Below are 14370 nucleotides of genomic sequence, written 5' to 3'. Positions count from 1 at the left end.
GTCCCATCCATGGGACTCGCCCCTTCGGGGCCAGCGCAAGCGCTGTTCAAAATTGCTCCTGGCAATTTTGTCCTGTCTCGTTTCGCCTCTGGCCGCCATCCATGGCGTCCAGCCCTTGTCATCCGGCCTCCGGTTCGCCGATTTCTGCGGGGACCCACACCGGTGCCACATTCAGACAGCTGTGAAGGTTGAGGGAGCGGGAGTCCGGCTGAAAATCGCTGAGGCGTTGACTGGAGGTAGGGGCGACGCACAGGGATGTGCGTCGAGGGCGCGACTTACAGGGATGTTACCTGCGCCCGTCCCCGTCAGCTGGAAGGAATAAGCTGAAGGCACCGCGAAGCGGCGATTTTCTTTGCCGGGAGCCGGGATTGTTAAGGGGGCGGCGGCCCCCTTAACACGTTCACCGCAGAGAAATGGACAGGAAGCAGAGAAACCAAAGTGAACGGAACGATTCCACTGCTTTTACAAAGGGCTTTTGAACGCGTCCAGCGATCAGCAGCCCTCACATCAATCAGAACATCTTCCGCAGTCGCAGGCTGAAGGTGTGCGCCTGATAGCGATCGCCCGCCTGCAGATCGTAGCGCGCGTCCAGGCTCAGGTCGTTCGCGTCGTACAGCGTGCTGCCGACTGCAACGCCCGCCATATCCTCCACTGGCGACGCGCCTTTGGTGATAAAGCTGGTTTCACCCACGGCGTCGGCGGCATAGGTCGCATGGCTGCTCACCTGGCGGTTATCGTACTGATGGATCCAGGAGACCTGCGCGAAAGGCGTCAGGTTACCGAGACCCGTCGCAAAGGTTCTCTCGACGCGGGCTCCGATGTCGCTCACGACCGACTGGGAATGCGTGCTGCTCACGTCGAGCGCCATGCCGTTGCCGCCGGTTTCCCTATAGTCATCAACGTGTTGATAACCATAGGTCAGGCTGGCGAGCGGCGTGATCACCACGTCGGCTGGCAGTTTGATCGGATAGCCGAACTCCGTTTGCAGGGTGACAGATTGACCGTTGAACTTGCCCTGGGCAGCGCCGGAGAATCCGGTGAAGTCCGCGCGGCGAACGGAGCTGTAGTTCTGGCGGTTCACACCCGCTGAGAGGTTCAGATACCATGGCGAGCCCGTGTAACCGGCGTAACCGATGATGCCGTAGTTATCTGCGGTGGAGGTGTTACCGCTCAGGTTGCCTTTTCCGTGAACGGAGGTGTTGCTGTAGTTCACGGCAGCGCCCAGACGCCAGTCGTCGCCGAGCGAGCGGTCAGCGCCCATGATCAGTCCGCCAAATTTCGCCGTATAGCCGCTGATTTCAGCCGTGCTGTCCTGACGCGCATAGCCGCCAAACGGCTGGCCCCAGACGATCCAGTTGCTGGCGTAGTCATCCCCGGTCGCCACGCCGCTGGTGCCGGAGGTGTGCGGATTGCGCACCGCATCAATGTGCGCCCCGACCACAGCCTGTGCGGTGGAGGTGGCTACCGCAGCCGCTGAGCTGGTGTTGAGATTCTGACCCGGAGAGAGTTTCTCGCCCGCGCGGTTGGCTTCGTCTTTGCCTTTGATCGCCAGTGAGGCGTTGTACAGATCCAGCAGCTGTGGAGAAGAGATACCGGTGTAGCTCGCCAGACCGCCCAGTGCCGCGGTGGCGCCTGGGATGGTCGCCAGCCCAGGTTTCGGCGTTGGCTGAGTCGGCGGTGTCACAACCGGAGGCGTCACCACAGGTGGAGTGACAACAGGCGGTGTCACAACCGGAGGCGTCACCACAGGTGGAGTGACAACAGGCGGTGTCACGACCGGAGGCGTTACCACAGGTGGAGTGACAACAGGCGGTGTCACAACCGGAGGCGTTACCACAGGTGGAGTCACCACTGGCGGCGTGACAACCGGAGGCGTCACAACCGGTGGAACCACCACTGGCTCCGCGCCGACGGTTAACACCAGCGCCCTATTCGCGCCGTCCTCGTAGACTGAGCCATTCACCGCGCCGTGATAGCCAATCGCCTGATAGTTAAGCTTATCCGCGTTGTACTCCGTCCCCGAGCCTGTGGCAGTGATCACCACATAACGCTGGCCTTCAGCGAACTGATAGGTAGCACCGGTGCGCAGTAGATTAACGCTGGAACCCGCGTCAATCGTGGCGTTGCCGATGACGTTCAGGCGGCCATATCCGGTGTCGGCGGTTAAAAACCCGTCTTGCGTGGCCAGATCGGAGATACCAGAGATAAGCGTAGCGGCGGCTTTCTGGTTATAATCCCCGACAATCGAAATGTCGCCGTTCACCTGCAGCGCTGCGCCATTGTTCTGTACCGTCGCAGCATTCACGTTATCGTTCAGCAGCAGGGAACCCGTACCAAAAATCACCTCTGAGCTCTGGCTGGTGATCTGACCAATGCCATTCTGACCGGTTAGCGTCCCTGTGGTATGTATGCCGCCATTAATGGTTAACGGCGTTGAACTTTGGGAGAAAATATCCCCCTTAACCGTCCCGCTGTTGGTGAGCGTGACGTCCGCGCTGGAATTGGTATAGGTAAATACATACAGGGCGGTGCTTCCCCCGCTCAGCGTACCGTTGTTAGTAATCAGGGTGGTGGGATTTTGATCGCTGTAGCTTGTGAGATAAATTCCGTACAAACCGCCGGTGATTTCACCGTTGTTAACGATCTCTGCGATGGAATTTCCGCTTGAACTATTAGCATTGATGCCATTATTAATCCCGGCGATGCGGCTGTTATTTTCGATAGTGCCGATGCTGCCGTGGTTGGTAATACCGTCCGCGCTGCCGCTAATTAAACCATCGTTAATAACAGAATTGATCGTTCCCCAGTTCACAACACCTGCACTGCCGAAAAAATTGAGGGTGCCGGTCTGAAGCGTTCCGGTATTGTGCAGCGTGCCAATGAGACCCTGGTTGTAAATGGCCCCATTTTGTCCCGGCATCGGCATCATATTATTATTGGCGGCGGTAATAACGCCATCATTGGTTAAATAATCAATGGTGCCCGCGTTATTAATCCCGCGATAGCCCGTGATTGTTCCTGTGCTGGTATTGAACAGATTAAGGATGTGACCGTTATTCCCCACTGCGCCAGTATTGTTCGAGCCGAGAAATATATTATTCGGCATATTCTGGATGGTGCCGTGGTTAATAAAACTATCCACAACCCCGGTGGGGGTGACTGTCACAATGCTGCCCGTACGGAAGGGATCGAGGTTTTCAATGATTCCGGTGTTGCTGAATTCAGTTATTGGTGCATCAATGATAACGTCCGATGAAGCGATAGAGTGTGTCGTCAGCAGCCCCTGCGCCGCCGTTGAAGCCACCAGCAAAGAGATCAGCTGGCTTAGGTATTTTTTTCTCATGGTGTGCCGTCACAAAGTTGCGATTGTTGTAAAAATTGCAGATAAATAAACTTCGGATTAATCCGATATTGTTCGGGCGCAGAATATACAATTTGTTGCAAAAAACAATAAGCTTTGCTTAATTATTTCTGGGTGGAATTTTCCCATAGAAATAGTGTTGTTTTTAATTTTACTTAAGTGATTCACGGATATGTGGGTTAAAGAGAATATATTCTTCGCAGTCTTATTGATTAGCTTATCTTTTTTATTTACAGGCTGTGCTGCAGTACAACCGCGCAATACGGCGAGCCAAATTGCGCAACAGGCAGGTCTTACCAGAGAGAATGTGCAGACGAATGACTTTCTGATTGCCAGCTGGAGTCGAATGACCCCGCCGGTCAGGTCATTACACGTCTACATCGAAGGGGATGGGTTTGCCTGGCAAAGCCGCACGCGGCCTTCGGACGATCCAACGCCCCATAACCCGGTCGGCCTGACGCTGGCCGCTGCCGATACGCAAGCCAGCGTGCTGTATCTCGCCAGGCCCTGCCAGTTTGCCGGGCCGCCGTTGCCCGCTGAGTGCAGCGTTCGCTGGTGGACGGAGGATCGTTTTTCACCCGTTGTACTGGAGTCAATGAACGAGGCGCTCGATCGGTTTGTGGCGCGCTACCCAGGCGTTCAGCTTGATTTAACGGGATATTCGGGCGGCGGAAATATCGCGGCGCTGCTGGCGGAAAGGCGAACGGATGTGCGCTCGCTACGCACGGTGGCGGGGAATCTGGATGTCGCTTATGTGAATGCGCTGCATCAGGTGAGCGCCATGCCCGGTGCGATCAATGCCATCGATCGCGCTCAGGCGCTGCGTCATATCCCGCAGCTTCATCTCAGCGGCGAGGCCGACAAAACCGTTCCCCCGGACGTCGCCCGCCGTTTTGTACAGGCGGTTGGCGGAAACTGTATTCGCACGGCCGTGATAAGCGGGATGAGCCATGGCTCTGACTGGGCCGCTATCTGGCCGCAATGGCTGGCACAGGGCGTGCCAGCCTGTTAGCAGAACAGCTTAAAGATCTTCTTCATCCTGCATTATGGCGCTGCGGCCACCGTCCATCACGATAGTGGTCCCCGCAATAAAGCCCGCCTTATCGCTGGCGAGGAACAGGCATAATTCGCCGACTTCATCCGGGCGACCGATGCGCCCAACGGGGTGTTTTTTGATGGTGCGGTCGCGGGCGATTTGCGCGTCGGGGTGGGAATCAAACCACGCCTGGTTGCCGAGAGTATCAATAAAGCCGGGGGCGATGCCGACGGTGCGGATCTCCGGGCCCCATTCAATCGTCAGGCTCTGCACCAGGGAAAGCAGGGCGCGTTTGCTGATGTTATACGGCGCGCAGCCCGGCATGGTCGAAAACGCATGGTTTGAGGTGATGATAATGATCGTCCCCTGGCTTTTGCGCAGCGCCGGGCGGGCGCATTTCGCCAGATACCAGTGCGAGCGCAAATTCAGACTGAAGTTATGCTCCCAGTCGCTCTCTTCGCAGTCGATGCCTTTGAAGACATTTTTCCCCGCATTCGACACCACAACATCGATTCTGCCGAACAGTTTTTCTGCGCTGTCGACAAACTGCTGGATAGCCTCCGTGCAGGTGACATCCACGGAAAAATAGAAATAGCGATCCGGATAGTCGCTCAGCATTTGCTGCGCGGCGGGTGCTTTTTCCAGAGCGGAGAAGGCGCAGCCAATAACAATATCGCCGTTATCTAAAAAGGTCTGCGCAATGGCCTGGCCGATACCCTGGCTGGTGCCGGTGACAATGACAATACGGGGTGTTGTTTTCGTGGTCATGTTGAACCTCATTGCAGGCTGCGGGCTGGCCGCAGCCCTATGATCATAGCTGGAATTGGTGAATAAACTGGTGAATGAGCTGCTCGTCTTCCGGCGTGAGTTTCCATCCCGGACGACGACAGTAATCGCTGGCAATAATGCCCCGGCGCATGAGGATGGTTTTTTCCACCTGGATGATGTATTCGCAGTGGCTCATCCAGCGCTGGATGTACGGCTGCAGGCTCTGGTGCAGCGCTTCGGCCTGCTGAATTTCGTCGTTCAGCCAGTGGCGATAGATACGCACATAGACTTCCGTGAACGAGCAGCCCGGCATCACGCCTTTGCCGCCTGCAGCCAGCATTTGCAGCATGTACAGCCCGGCATAACCGTTCAGCACGCTGGCCTGCGGGGCTTTCGCCAGAAACTCGCGGGTGTAGTCGACCGGCGGATTGCACTCGATTTTAAACACCGCATGGGGATAGCGGGCCGCGATCGCCGCCATCTGCTCAGGGGTGATCGGCAGGCCGGTTTCGCCCGGGGCGTACTGGACCATCACCGGAATATCTACCGCTTCGAGGACGGCAAAAATATGTTCCTGAATTGCCTGCGGGCTCGGGCTCAGGAAGAACGGCGGGAGCAGCATCAGGGCATCGACGCCGAGTTTCGCGTAGTCACGAGCGCGTTTTACCGCCTGTTCCGTGCTGTGGTCCGTGACCGACATCGCCCGATAGAGCGGGCTCCCGTCGAGCGTGGAGACAAACAGCTGCGCCAGACGGTCCCGTTCGTGATCGTTGAGCTTAGGAAATTCGCTGGCGATGCCAAACAGCGTGGTGCCCTGCGCGCCGCTGGTGGCGAGGTGCTCCAGCAGGCGGACCATGCTTTTCTCATCCACGTCACCGTGGGCGGTGAAGGGCATGGCGACAATTGGGTTAACGCCAGCAATGTGCTGCGCGGTGTAGTGAGTCATCAGTCGTCCTCCCGGTCTGCCAGCACAGCGCCTTGCGCAGCAGGCAACGCCCAGCGGCGATAGAGGCGCAGGAAGCCGCGCGGCACCTCTTTGTTGACCGGCTTCCAGCTTTCGCGGCGGGTGGCGAGTACCTCTTCTGCCACGTGCAGCGTCAGGGTGCGGGTCGGGATATCAATCGAGATCTCGTCGCCGTTTTCCACCAGGCCCAGCTCGCCGCCATCCACCGCTTCCGGTGAAATATGGCCGACAAACAGGCCGCGGTTGGAGCCGGAGAAACGTCCGTCGGTGATCAGCGCGCAGCTGTCCGACAGCCCCATGCCTTCGAGGGATTTCATCGGCTTGTACATTTCCGGCATGCCTGGCCCGCCTTTCGGCCCTTCGTAGCGCAGCACCAGCACGCTGCCAGGTTGAATTTCCCCGGACATAATGGCTTCGACGGACTCCTGTTCGCTGTTGAACACCACCGCCGGGCCGCGGAACACCATCAGGTTTTCCGGTACCGCCGCCGGTTTCACCACGCAGCCAAGTGGCGACAGGTTGCCGTGCAGCACCGCCACGCCCGCCTCGTTACGTACCGGGATCGCCAGGGTGTGGACAACCTCCGGACGGCTGCTGCGTTTGGCCTGCGCCAGCAGTTCGCCTTTGGTTTTCCCGGCCACCGTCAGGGCGTTGAGATCCATCAGGGAGCTGATCTCTTTCTCCACCGCCTGCACGCCGCCCGCTTCCCAGAAGTCGATCATGTCGTGTTCCGAAGCCGGATAGAGCGAGGCGACCAGCGGCACGTGGTGGCTCATTTCGTCGAAGGCGGAGAGCGGCAGATGGCCGAGTTCGGCTTCGTAATGGATCGCCTGCAGATGGAGAATGGCATTGGTGGAACCGCCGGTCGCCAGCAGGTAAACCATCGCGTTGCGGATCGATTCCGGGGTGATAATTTGGCGAGCGTTGACGCCGTTCTGCACCAGTTTCACCGCCTGGCGGCCCGTCTCGGTTGCGCAGTCGCGGCGCTCCTGAGACACCGCAGGCAGCGTGCTGCTGCCCGGCAGGCTCATGCCGAGCACTTCGCCGATGCAACACATGGTATTCGCCGTGCCGTACATGGTGCAGGAGCCTGGGCCAGGCTCGGCGATGTTCTCGATATGGGCGAACTCTTCTTCGCTGATTTCACCGCGTTTTTTCCAGCCAATGGCTTCGGTGACGATGTTGCCGTCCCAGTGTTTGCCTTTGTATTCCGCGGGGTACATCGGGCCGCCGTTGACCATAATGGCCGGGATATCGAGTCGGGCGGCGGCCATCAGCATCGCCGGGACAATTTTGTCGCACGAGCCGAGAAGCACCATCCCATCGAAGCGGTGGGCGCGCATCATCACTTCGATGGAGGCGGTAATCACCTCGCGCGCGGCGAGAATATAGCGCATACCGAGGTGGCCCTCGGCGATGCCGTCGCACGGGGCGATGGTGCCGAACACCATGCCGACGCCGCCCGCCTCTTCAATGCCTTCCAGCACTTTCGCCGTCAGTTCATTCAGATTGGCGTGGCCCGCCGTGGCATTGGTATAGCTGTTCACCACGGCAATCACCGGGCGGCGCAGTTGTTCGTCCGTATGGCCCATCGATTTGTACAGCGCACGTTTCAGCGCGCCGTCATCACCTTCAAGGATTGGGTTGAAATGCGTGCCACAGCTGGCACATCCTCCACATCCACTCATATGCTTTATCTCTTTCTACGTTAACGACTGATGTGATGCGCAGATTCAGACTGCACATCGCTCTGTTCGGGTTCAGGGATCACTTTTTTCGGGTTTGCCAGACGGGCGGGCAGCGTCAGGATCAGCGGAGCGCACAGCAACAGGAATCCGGCAAGAATGTACAAACCGGTGTCGGTGCGCCCGGTGGCATCTTTCAGCCAGCCCAGCACCGTCGGGCCGAAGAAACCGGCGAGGTTGCCCACGGAGTTGACGAAGGCGATACCTGCCGCTGCGGCGGTGCCGGAAAGCAGCGCGCCGGGCAGGCTAATGTAAGTGGGGATTAACGCCAGGGTGCCGGACATCGCCAGGCAGATCCACGCCATCATCCAGAAGGTCGATCCGCTGCAATACGCGCTGAGCGCAAGGCCGACGCAGCCAATCATCGCCGGAATGGCAATGTGCCAGCGGCGCTCCTGTTTCAGATCCGAGTGACGGCTGTTCCACACCATAAAGCACGCGCCGAAGACGTACGGCAGGGCGGCGAGCAGGCCGATGTGGAAATCATCGCTCACGCCGGAGCTTTTGATGATCGACGGCAGCCAGAAGTTGATCCCGTAATAGCCAATGTTGAAGCTGAAAAAGACCAGCGCCAGCAGCCAGACGTAGCCGTTGCTGAGCATCCCTCTCAGGGTGCTGTCGACCTTGCCCTGGTTAGCGCGTTCGCGGTTGGCGGCATCTTTCGCCAGATCGTCCACCACCACCTGTTTTTCCGCGTCGGTCAGCCATCTGGCGGACTTCACGTCGTTATCCAGATAGCGCAGCACCACGAAGGCCAGCAGGAATGATGGAATCGCTTCGACCAGGAATAGCCACTGCCAGTTATGCAGCCCGTCGACGCCTTCGAACAGTTTGAGGATCAGGCCGGAAAGCGGGCTGCCGATAATGGTCGAGAGCGGCGTCACCAGAATAAACAGCCCGAGGGTGCGGGCGGAGCGCCAGGACGGGAACCACAGGGTGAGATAAAACACGATGCCAGGGAAAAAGCCCGCTTCCGCCACGCCGAGTAAAAAGCGCACCACGTAAAACTGCGTGGGGGTGGTGATGAAAATCATCGCCGCCGACAGCACCGCCCAGGTCGCCATGATGCGGGCGATCCAGAACCGTGGCCCGAAGCGCTGCATGAGCAGGTTGCTCGGCATCTCAAACAGGAAGTAGCCGATGAAGAAAATGCCCGCGCCCAGGCCGTAGACCGTGTCGCTGAAGTTCAGCGCATCCTGCATATGCAGCTTGGCGAACCCGACGTTGACGCGATCCAGGTAGGCGAAGAAATAGCAGAGGATCAAAAAGGGGATCAGACGGCGCGTGATCTTCGCGTAAACCTGCGATTCGACGGCCTTTCCTGACGACTCTTTTGTAAGACTCTTGTTCATGACGACTCTCCAGGATGCGGCGGCCTTGCGACGTGGCAGGCCGCCTGCGTTTTTATTTGGCCGTGATACTCTGGCCAGCCGGGGCGTGGTGTTTTGTCTGTCCGATATTGCGCAGCGCTTCGCCGTTCATCAGGTTGCGCTCGATGTTTTCCAGCGAAATATTTTTGGTTTCAGGCACAAACAGGATGGTCAGCACGATGCACGCCACGTTCAGCACGCCGTACAGCCAGAAGGTGTTTGGGCTGCCGATGGTGTCGATCAGCGTCAGGAAGGTTGCGCCGATGATCATGTTGGCGATCCAGTTGGCCATCGTGGAGCAGGTGACGCCAAAATCGCGTCCTGCCAGCGGCTGGATCTCCGAGCACAGCACCCAGATCAGCGGGCCCGCGCTCATCGCAAAACCGGTAATAAAGATCAGCAGCACGATCACGGCGGTGTACTGCTCGGTCGGATTGGTGATGCCGCTGTGGAACATGTAGCCGAGAATGCCCATGCACACCGCCATCCCGGCGAAGCCCAGCTTGAGGATCGGCTTACGTCCCCATCTGTCGACCAGACCGATGGCGATAAAGGTTGCCAGCACGTTAGTCAGACCGGCGATCACCGTGCCCCACATCTGCTCGCGGGTGGTGGAGAAACCGGCGATTTCGAAGATTTTTGGCGCGTAGTACATGATCACCGTCATGCCGGTGAACTGCTGCATAAACTGCAGCAGCACGCCCATGTAGGTGGAGCGGCGGAAGTGCGGGTTGTGGCGGAACAGCTGCCAGCCGCGCTGTTTCATCTTCACGCTTTCACGGATCTGATCCAGCTCGTACTGGGCTTCTTTATCGGAGTTACGCAGCAGCTTCAGCACTTTACCTGCCAGAGCGTGGCGATCTTTCATCGCCAGCCAGCGCGGGCTTTCCGGCAGGGTGAGCACCCCGAGGAACAGCACGATGGCCGGGAAGGTGATCACCCCGAGCATCCAGCGCCAGTGGCCGCCAGCGCTCAGGGCGGTGTCGGACAGGAAGGCGGCGAGAATGCCGATGGTGATCATCAGCTGATAGAGGGAAATCATGCTGCCGCGAATACGTTCCGGCGCGATTTCAGACAGGTAAAGTGGAGCCGTAAAGGACGCCACGCCCACCGCCAGACCGAGCACAAAGCGGAACACGGAGAGCACCGCCATGCTGTCTGCAAAGGCGCAGCCCACGGAGCCGATCACGAAGAGAATGGCACCGAGCAGCAGGCTTTTACGGCGGCCAAGGCTGGAGGACATCGGCCCGCTGCACAGGGCGCCGAGTGCGGCACCGAACATCATCACGCTGACCACAATTTCCTGGTGATGGCTGCTGAGGCCAAATTCATTGGCAATAAAGGGTAAAGCCCCGGCAATCACCCCCATATCGAGGCCAAACAGCAGGCCAGCGAGGGCGGCAAGAAAGCAAACAAGCAGCGTTTGCCGGTTAGTTTTTGTAGGGTTCAATGCTGTGTTCATAATGACACCTTGATTGTTTTCGTTTTTTTAAAGCTGAAAAAGACCGGCTGGCAGCCCGGTTAACGTGGTGGAGATGCTTAACAGCGCACCCTCCGTTTCATTCGGTCGCTCAAGCCCGTCGCGGGCTGAGGTGATGTACAGCTCATTAAGGTCCGGACCGCCGAAGGTACAGCTGCTCGGCTGCATGACGGGGAGCGCCAGGCTGTCCAGCTCCTCAAGGTTCGTCTCACAGAGTTGATACCGCACCAGGCGCGACTGTCCCCAGCGGGCGTTGATCAGCTGACCCGTTGCGGTAAGCGCAGACCCGTCCGGAATGCCGTCCACGCTGTGTGCCATCAGTTCCAAAATTTCTGACCGGGACATCTGCGCGCAGTAAAAACGGTGCAGCAGGGAGTCGGCGAACCAGATTTTGTCGCCATGCCACTGCAGGGTGTTCGGCACCAGCTGGTCGCCGAGCAGACGCTGCGGGGCGTTATCGCCAGAAGCAAAGCGATACCAGCTGCCGATGGCCTTTTCGGCCTTTGGGTCCATGGTGCTGAACCACAGCGCCCCGTCCGGGGCAATGGCGGCTTCGTTTGGGCGCGTACCTATGGCGTCAGCCGGGTAATCGCAGAGTGGGGCGAAGCGCGACTGGGCGTAGTCGTACAACGCGATTCCGCTCTGGCTGACGGTCAAAAATGTCTCTTCCTGCGTCGTCAGCAGCACCGCGCTGGTAAAAGGCGGCATGGCGTGGATCTGGGTTCTTGCATTCTCTCCCGGCCAGTAGCGCAGCAGACGCTGAGCAAGGATATCCACCCACAGCAGCGACTGGCTGCGGGCGCACCAGACCGGAGTTTCACCAAGCTGCGCGCGATAATGGCCGATGGTTTTGAGAGGACCGGTGACGACGCGTTTCATGGGGATTACTCCGCGCACTCACGCCAGGCTTTCTGATAAGCCTGGGCGCGCTCACGCAGTAAATTCATACTCATACCGGCCTGATACAGCCCGCCGCCGAGACCAAAACCGTTCGCGCCAGCCTGGATATAGCTGCGCATCTGTGCGGCATCCGGCTGAATACCGCCCACCGGCAGACAGGCCACGTCATGAGGCACCACGGCGCGGAAGGCTTTGGTGATCGCTGGGGTGACGTGTTCCGCGGGGAACAGTTTTAGCGCACTGGCGCCGCTGGCGATAGCGCTAAACGCCTCGCTCGGTGTCATCACGCCCGGCATGCTGATCAACCCGCGTTTCACCGAGTGGCGAATGACCTCGGGATCGCAATTTGGCGAGATGATCAGCTGACCACCGCAGTCGGCAACCTGATCGACCTGCTCAACGGTGAGGACCGTACCCGCGCCGACAAAACCCTCACTGCCGACGGTTTTGCGCATCAGCCGGATAGATTCAAGCGGCTCAGGGCTATTCAGCGGGACTTCCAGCCAGTGAAAACCGCAGCTCAGTAAAATGTCTGCTGCCTCGCAGGCCTGTGCCGGTGTGATACCGCGCAGGATGGCGACCAGCGGCAGCGGCTCCTGTTTCCAGCGGGTCGAAAACGTCTTCGGATCCATTATGCGATTCCTTGAATCAGGGAGAAGAGGTGGCTCAGGCCACGGATAAAGCAGTCGTCACCGTTGACCGGCGTGAGTTGCAGATCCATCAGTGAGGCGGCCAGCTGATAACGCGCGGTGAGCGCAGGGCTGCCGACAACCCATGCCTGCTGTCCGGCCGGTATCGCCAGCAGTTCGTGACCAATCGTCAGACCGGAGAGATAGCTGTGGACATGCGATGTCGCGATTTCCCCTGCCAGACGGCGCGTGCGGGCAGAGAAAATAAGATGCGTGAAGGGCGCGCCGCGAAGGGCAGTTTGAACACCGAGCAGGTATGCGGCGTTGTCTTCCTGCTGCTCTGGCAAATCTTTGCCGAGGAGAGAGCGCTGGCTCATAAGGGAGAAGATCTCGCCGGTCATAAACGTTGAGAAGACAGATATTTTTCCCTCAACGAGCTGAGCATGTTTGCTGTGCGTGCCGGGCAGCAGGGCAAAATGGTGAGTCGCGGGGTGTAACTGGCACAGACCGAGAAGCTGCACTTCTTCGCCGCGCATCACGTCCGGCTGACCGAAATGGCTGGTGCCGCTGACGCCGGGAATGATCCACGCCGGACTGCCCCAGGATGTGGTGAAGGCGTGAGTGCGTGCGAGCAGATCGCGGGCTCCGCAGGGTTGCGGCGCATACGGAACTTCATGCCAGCCCTGCTGCGATCCCACCATGCCTGCCATCACGACAGGTAATTTTCCATATTGCTCAAGCCACGGCTGGAGCATGGCGTAAAGCGTGGGGCCAAACTGCGCGTTTTCCACCGATAACAACCCGCAAGGGTGGTTAATCTGATCTATCCGCTGCGCCTGGTTCATCAGGAACGCGCGGAAGTTGGTGGTGCCCCAGTCGATGGCAATCCAGTATCTGCTCATATCAGGTAATACAACCTATGCAATCTTGTAATACAAGAATGCTAGAGCAAAAAATCCCCACGATCTGTGAGGAAGATCGAAATTATTTTAAGGAATGATCAGGAGATGAAGTTGAAGAGTTCCGGCAGATCTTTCCAGAGATGCTTTCTGGCGGCGTTGATCAGAATGGTGCGCATCTGCTGACGAGCGCCGTCTGGTTGTTTTAAGCGAATGTTTTCAAACAACAAAAAATGATCGTCAACGGCGGCGTGGGAATCACGAACGTCTTTTTCCAGCGTCTGGCGGAATGACAGCACCATCGCCGCAGAGAGTGCATTACCGAGTGCGAGGAGGAAAGGGTTGTGGGTCGCGCGAAGCAGCGCCTGATGGAAAGCGAGATCGCCTTCTTCAAATAATGCCCGTTCCGCTTCGGTTTGCCCGCGGCGCATCAGGCTCAGCGCATCTTCCAGAGCGGCAAGATCGTGGCCCGTAGCGTTCAGCGCGGCGAGGGTCGCTACGTCAGGTTCAAAAATGAGTCGCGCCACCATCAGCTGCTCGACCAGCTCTGGCCCAACTTCCCCTTCCGCCAGCCAGTTCAGAACATCGGCATCGAGCAGGTTCCACATCTCACGGTTATTCACCGTGGTGCGTTTTTTGGGCTGAATCGTGATGAGCCCCTTGGCGGCCAGGAACTGCAGCGCATTACGCACAGATGTTCGCGAAACCCCGTATTCGCCCGCCAGTTCATTTTCGCCGGGCAACGAGCGCCCCGGATGGAGGTCGCCGTGAAGAATACGACAGGCAATATGCTGCGTGACGGATTCGGCAAGGGTGGTTTGCGGTAGGCTCATGGTATCCAGAGATCAATAAATTATGAGGGTATAGTAAGGGATATTGGGAGGGGGGGGAAATGGAGAGTGTGGTGGGGGAGGCGGGATATCCTTGCGCGGTGCCGATCTGCGCACCTTCCAGACGCGTTATTTCTCGCTTCACCTTTAAAGATTACTGGCCGAACTAAGTGGGATTTGATACCTGGACTGGGTGACGATGAAAAGATTAAAGAAATGTCTGACGATTATTTCTGGCAGCAGCGAGGTGCAGGAACTACGGGCTGTGCTTTGTCAGGTTAAGCAAGTGGTTAAGGGGATGAAAAAACTGGTTGGTTATCGGGATGGGGATAATATAAAGCTGGAGATGTTTGATAATCTTTCCGGCTTTTTACCATGCATTTAAGAT

At 58.2% G+C, this 14370-nt stretch carries 11 protein-coding genes and 1 pseudogene; 2 read left to right on the top strand and 10 right to left on the bottom strand.

From position 1 onward, the window contains the following. Positions 1-511: 511 nt before the first annotated feature. The gene (locus U9O48_RS18775) at positions 512-3343 is read right to left on the bottom strand and encodes an autotransporter outer membrane beta-barrel domain-containing protein (protein WP_324722978.1); all 2832 of its coding nucleotides are present in this window, start codon (positions 3341-3343) and stop codon (positions 512-514) included. Between the two features lie 190 nt (positions 3344-3533). On the opposite strand from U9O48_RS18775, the gene U9O48_RS18770 reads away from it, so the two are divergent. Beyond that, positions 3534-4373 carry an alpha/beta fold hydrolase gene (locus U9O48_RS18770; RefSeq protein ID WP_285143943.1) on the top strand — a complete coding sequence of 280 codons (840 nt, stop codon included), beginning with the start codon at positions 3534-3536 and terminating at the stop codon, positions 4371-4373. A gap of 9 nt (positions 4374-4382) precedes the next feature. On the opposite strand, the gene U9O48_RS18765 is transcribed toward U9O48_RS18770, so the two are convergent. The 9 genes and pseudogenes from U9O48_RS18765 to U9O48_RS18725 form a co-directional block, all read right to left on the bottom strand. Then, on the bottom strand, positions 4383-5165 hold the full coding sequence (locus tag U9O48_RS18765; RefSeq protein WP_285143942.1) for an SDR family NAD(P)-dependent oxidoreductase: 783 nt from the start codon (positions 5163-5165) through the stop codon (positions 4383-4385). 43 nt (positions 5166-5208) lie between these two features. Further along, complete coding sequence (locus U9O48_RS18760) at positions 5209-6111, bottom strand: dihydrodipicolinate synthase family protein (RefSeq protein WP_324722977.1); 903 nt, start codon at positions 6109-6111, stop codon at positions 5209-5211. Continuing rightward, entirely contained in the window at positions 6111-7817 is a 1707-nt protein-coding gene (ilvD, locus tag U9O48_RS18755; RefSeq protein ID WP_282494348.1) for a dihydroxy-acid dehydratase, read from the bottom strand. Before ilvD ends, U9O48_RS18760 begins: the two co-directional genes overlap by 1 nt. A gap of 20 nt (positions 7818-7837) precedes the next feature. Continuing rightward, positions 7838-9226, bottom strand: coding sequence for an MFS transporter (locus U9O48_RS18750; RefSeq protein WP_324722976.1), 1389 nt, complete (start codon positions 9224-9226; stop codon positions 7838-7840). A gap of 52 nt (positions 9227-9278) precedes the next feature. Then, positions 9279-10718: pseudogene (locus U9O48_RS18745) on the bottom strand (sugar porter family MFS transporter); the annotation flags it as partial. A 15-nt stretch (positions 10719-10733) separates the two neighbouring features. Then, the gene (locus tag U9O48_RS18740; RefSeq protein ID WP_285148317.1) at positions 10734-11603 is read right to left on the bottom strand and encodes an SMP-30/gluconolactonase/LRE family protein; all 870 of its coding nucleotides are present in this window, start codon (positions 11601-11603) and stop codon (positions 10734-10736) included. Positions 11604-11608: 5 nt separating this feature from the next. Further along, complete coding sequence (locus U9O48_RS18735; protein ID WP_324722975.1) at positions 11609-12256, bottom strand: 2-dehydro-3-deoxy-6-phosphogalactonate aldolase; 648 nt, start codon at positions 12254-12256, stop codon at positions 11609-11611. Further along, positions 12256-13155, bottom strand: coding sequence for a 2-dehydro-3-deoxygalactonokinase (locus U9O48_RS18730; protein WP_285148319.1), 900 nt, complete (start codon positions 13153-13155; stop codon positions 12256-12258). The genes U9O48_RS18735 and U9O48_RS18730 overlap by 1 nt, the downstream gene beginning before the upstream one ends. 98 nt (positions 13156-13253) lie before the next feature. After that, positions 13254-13985: a FadR/GntR family transcriptional regulator gene (locus U9O48_RS18725; RefSeq protein ID WP_285143935.1), complete on the bottom strand. Its 732-nt coding sequence runs from the start codon at positions 13983-13985 to the stop codon at positions 13254-13256. A gap of 196 nt (positions 13986-14181) precedes the next feature. Here U9O48_RS18725 and U9O48_RS18720 point away from each other — a divergent pair, with 196 nt between their 5' ends. Further along, a complete protein-coding gene (locus U9O48_RS18720; protein WP_324722974.1) occupies positions 14182-14367 on the top strand; it encodes a hypothetical protein in 186 nt (61 codons plus the stop codon). Positions 14368-14370 lie beyond the last annotated feature (3 nt).

The sequence above is a fragment of the Lelliottia sp. JS-SCA-14 genome, assembly GCF_035593345.1.
GTDB lineage: Bacteria > Pseudomonadota > Gammaproteobacteria > Enterobacterales > Enterobacteriaceae > Enterobacter > Enterobacter wanjuensis.
Note: the sequence above shows the minus strand (reverse complement) of the source record. Positions and strands in the feature narration are given on the sequence as shown.

Coding starts and splice junctions, on each gene's coding strand:
- U9O48_RS18775 (WP_324722978.1), bottom strand. CDS start 3,343: ATGAGAAAAAAATACCTAAGCCAGCTGATCTCTTTGCTGGTGGCTTCA.
- U9O48_RS18770 (WP_285143943.1), top strand. CDS start 3,534: ATGTGGGTTAAAGAGAATATATTCTTCGCAGTCTTATTGATTAGCTTA.
- U9O48_RS18765 (WP_285143942.1), bottom strand. CDS start 5,165: ATGACCACGAAAACAACACCCCGTATTGTCATTGTCACCGGCACCAGC.
- U9O48_RS18760 (WP_324722977.1), bottom strand. CDS start 6,111: ATGACTCACTACACCGCGCAGCACATTGCTGGCGTTAACCCAATTGTC.
- ilvD (WP_282494348.1), bottom strand. CDS start 7,817: ATGAGTGGATGTGGAGGATGTGCCAGCTGTGGCACGCATTTCAACCCA.
- U9O48_RS18750 (WP_324722976.1), bottom strand. CDS start 9,226: ATGAACAAGAGTCTTACAAAAGAGTCGTCAGGAAAGGCCGTCGAATCG.
- U9O48_RS18740 (WP_285148317.1), bottom strand. CDS start 11,603: ATGAAACGCGTCGTCACCGGTCCTCTCAAAACCATCGGCCATTATCGC.
- U9O48_RS18735 (WP_324722975.1), bottom strand. CDS start 12,256: ATGGATCCGAAGACGTTTTCGACCCGCTGGAAACAGGAGCCGCTGCCG.
- U9O48_RS18730 (WP_285148319.1), bottom strand. CDS start 13,155: ATGAGCAGATACTGGATTGCCATCGACTGGGGCACCACCAACTTCCGC.
- U9O48_RS18725 (WP_285143935.1), bottom strand. CDS start 13,985: ATGAGCCTACCGCAAACCACCCTTGCCGAATCCGTCACGCAGCATATT.
- U9O48_RS18720 (WP_324722974.1), top strand. CDS start 14,182: ATGAAAAGATTAAAGAAATGTCTGACGATTATTTCTGGCAGCAGCGAG.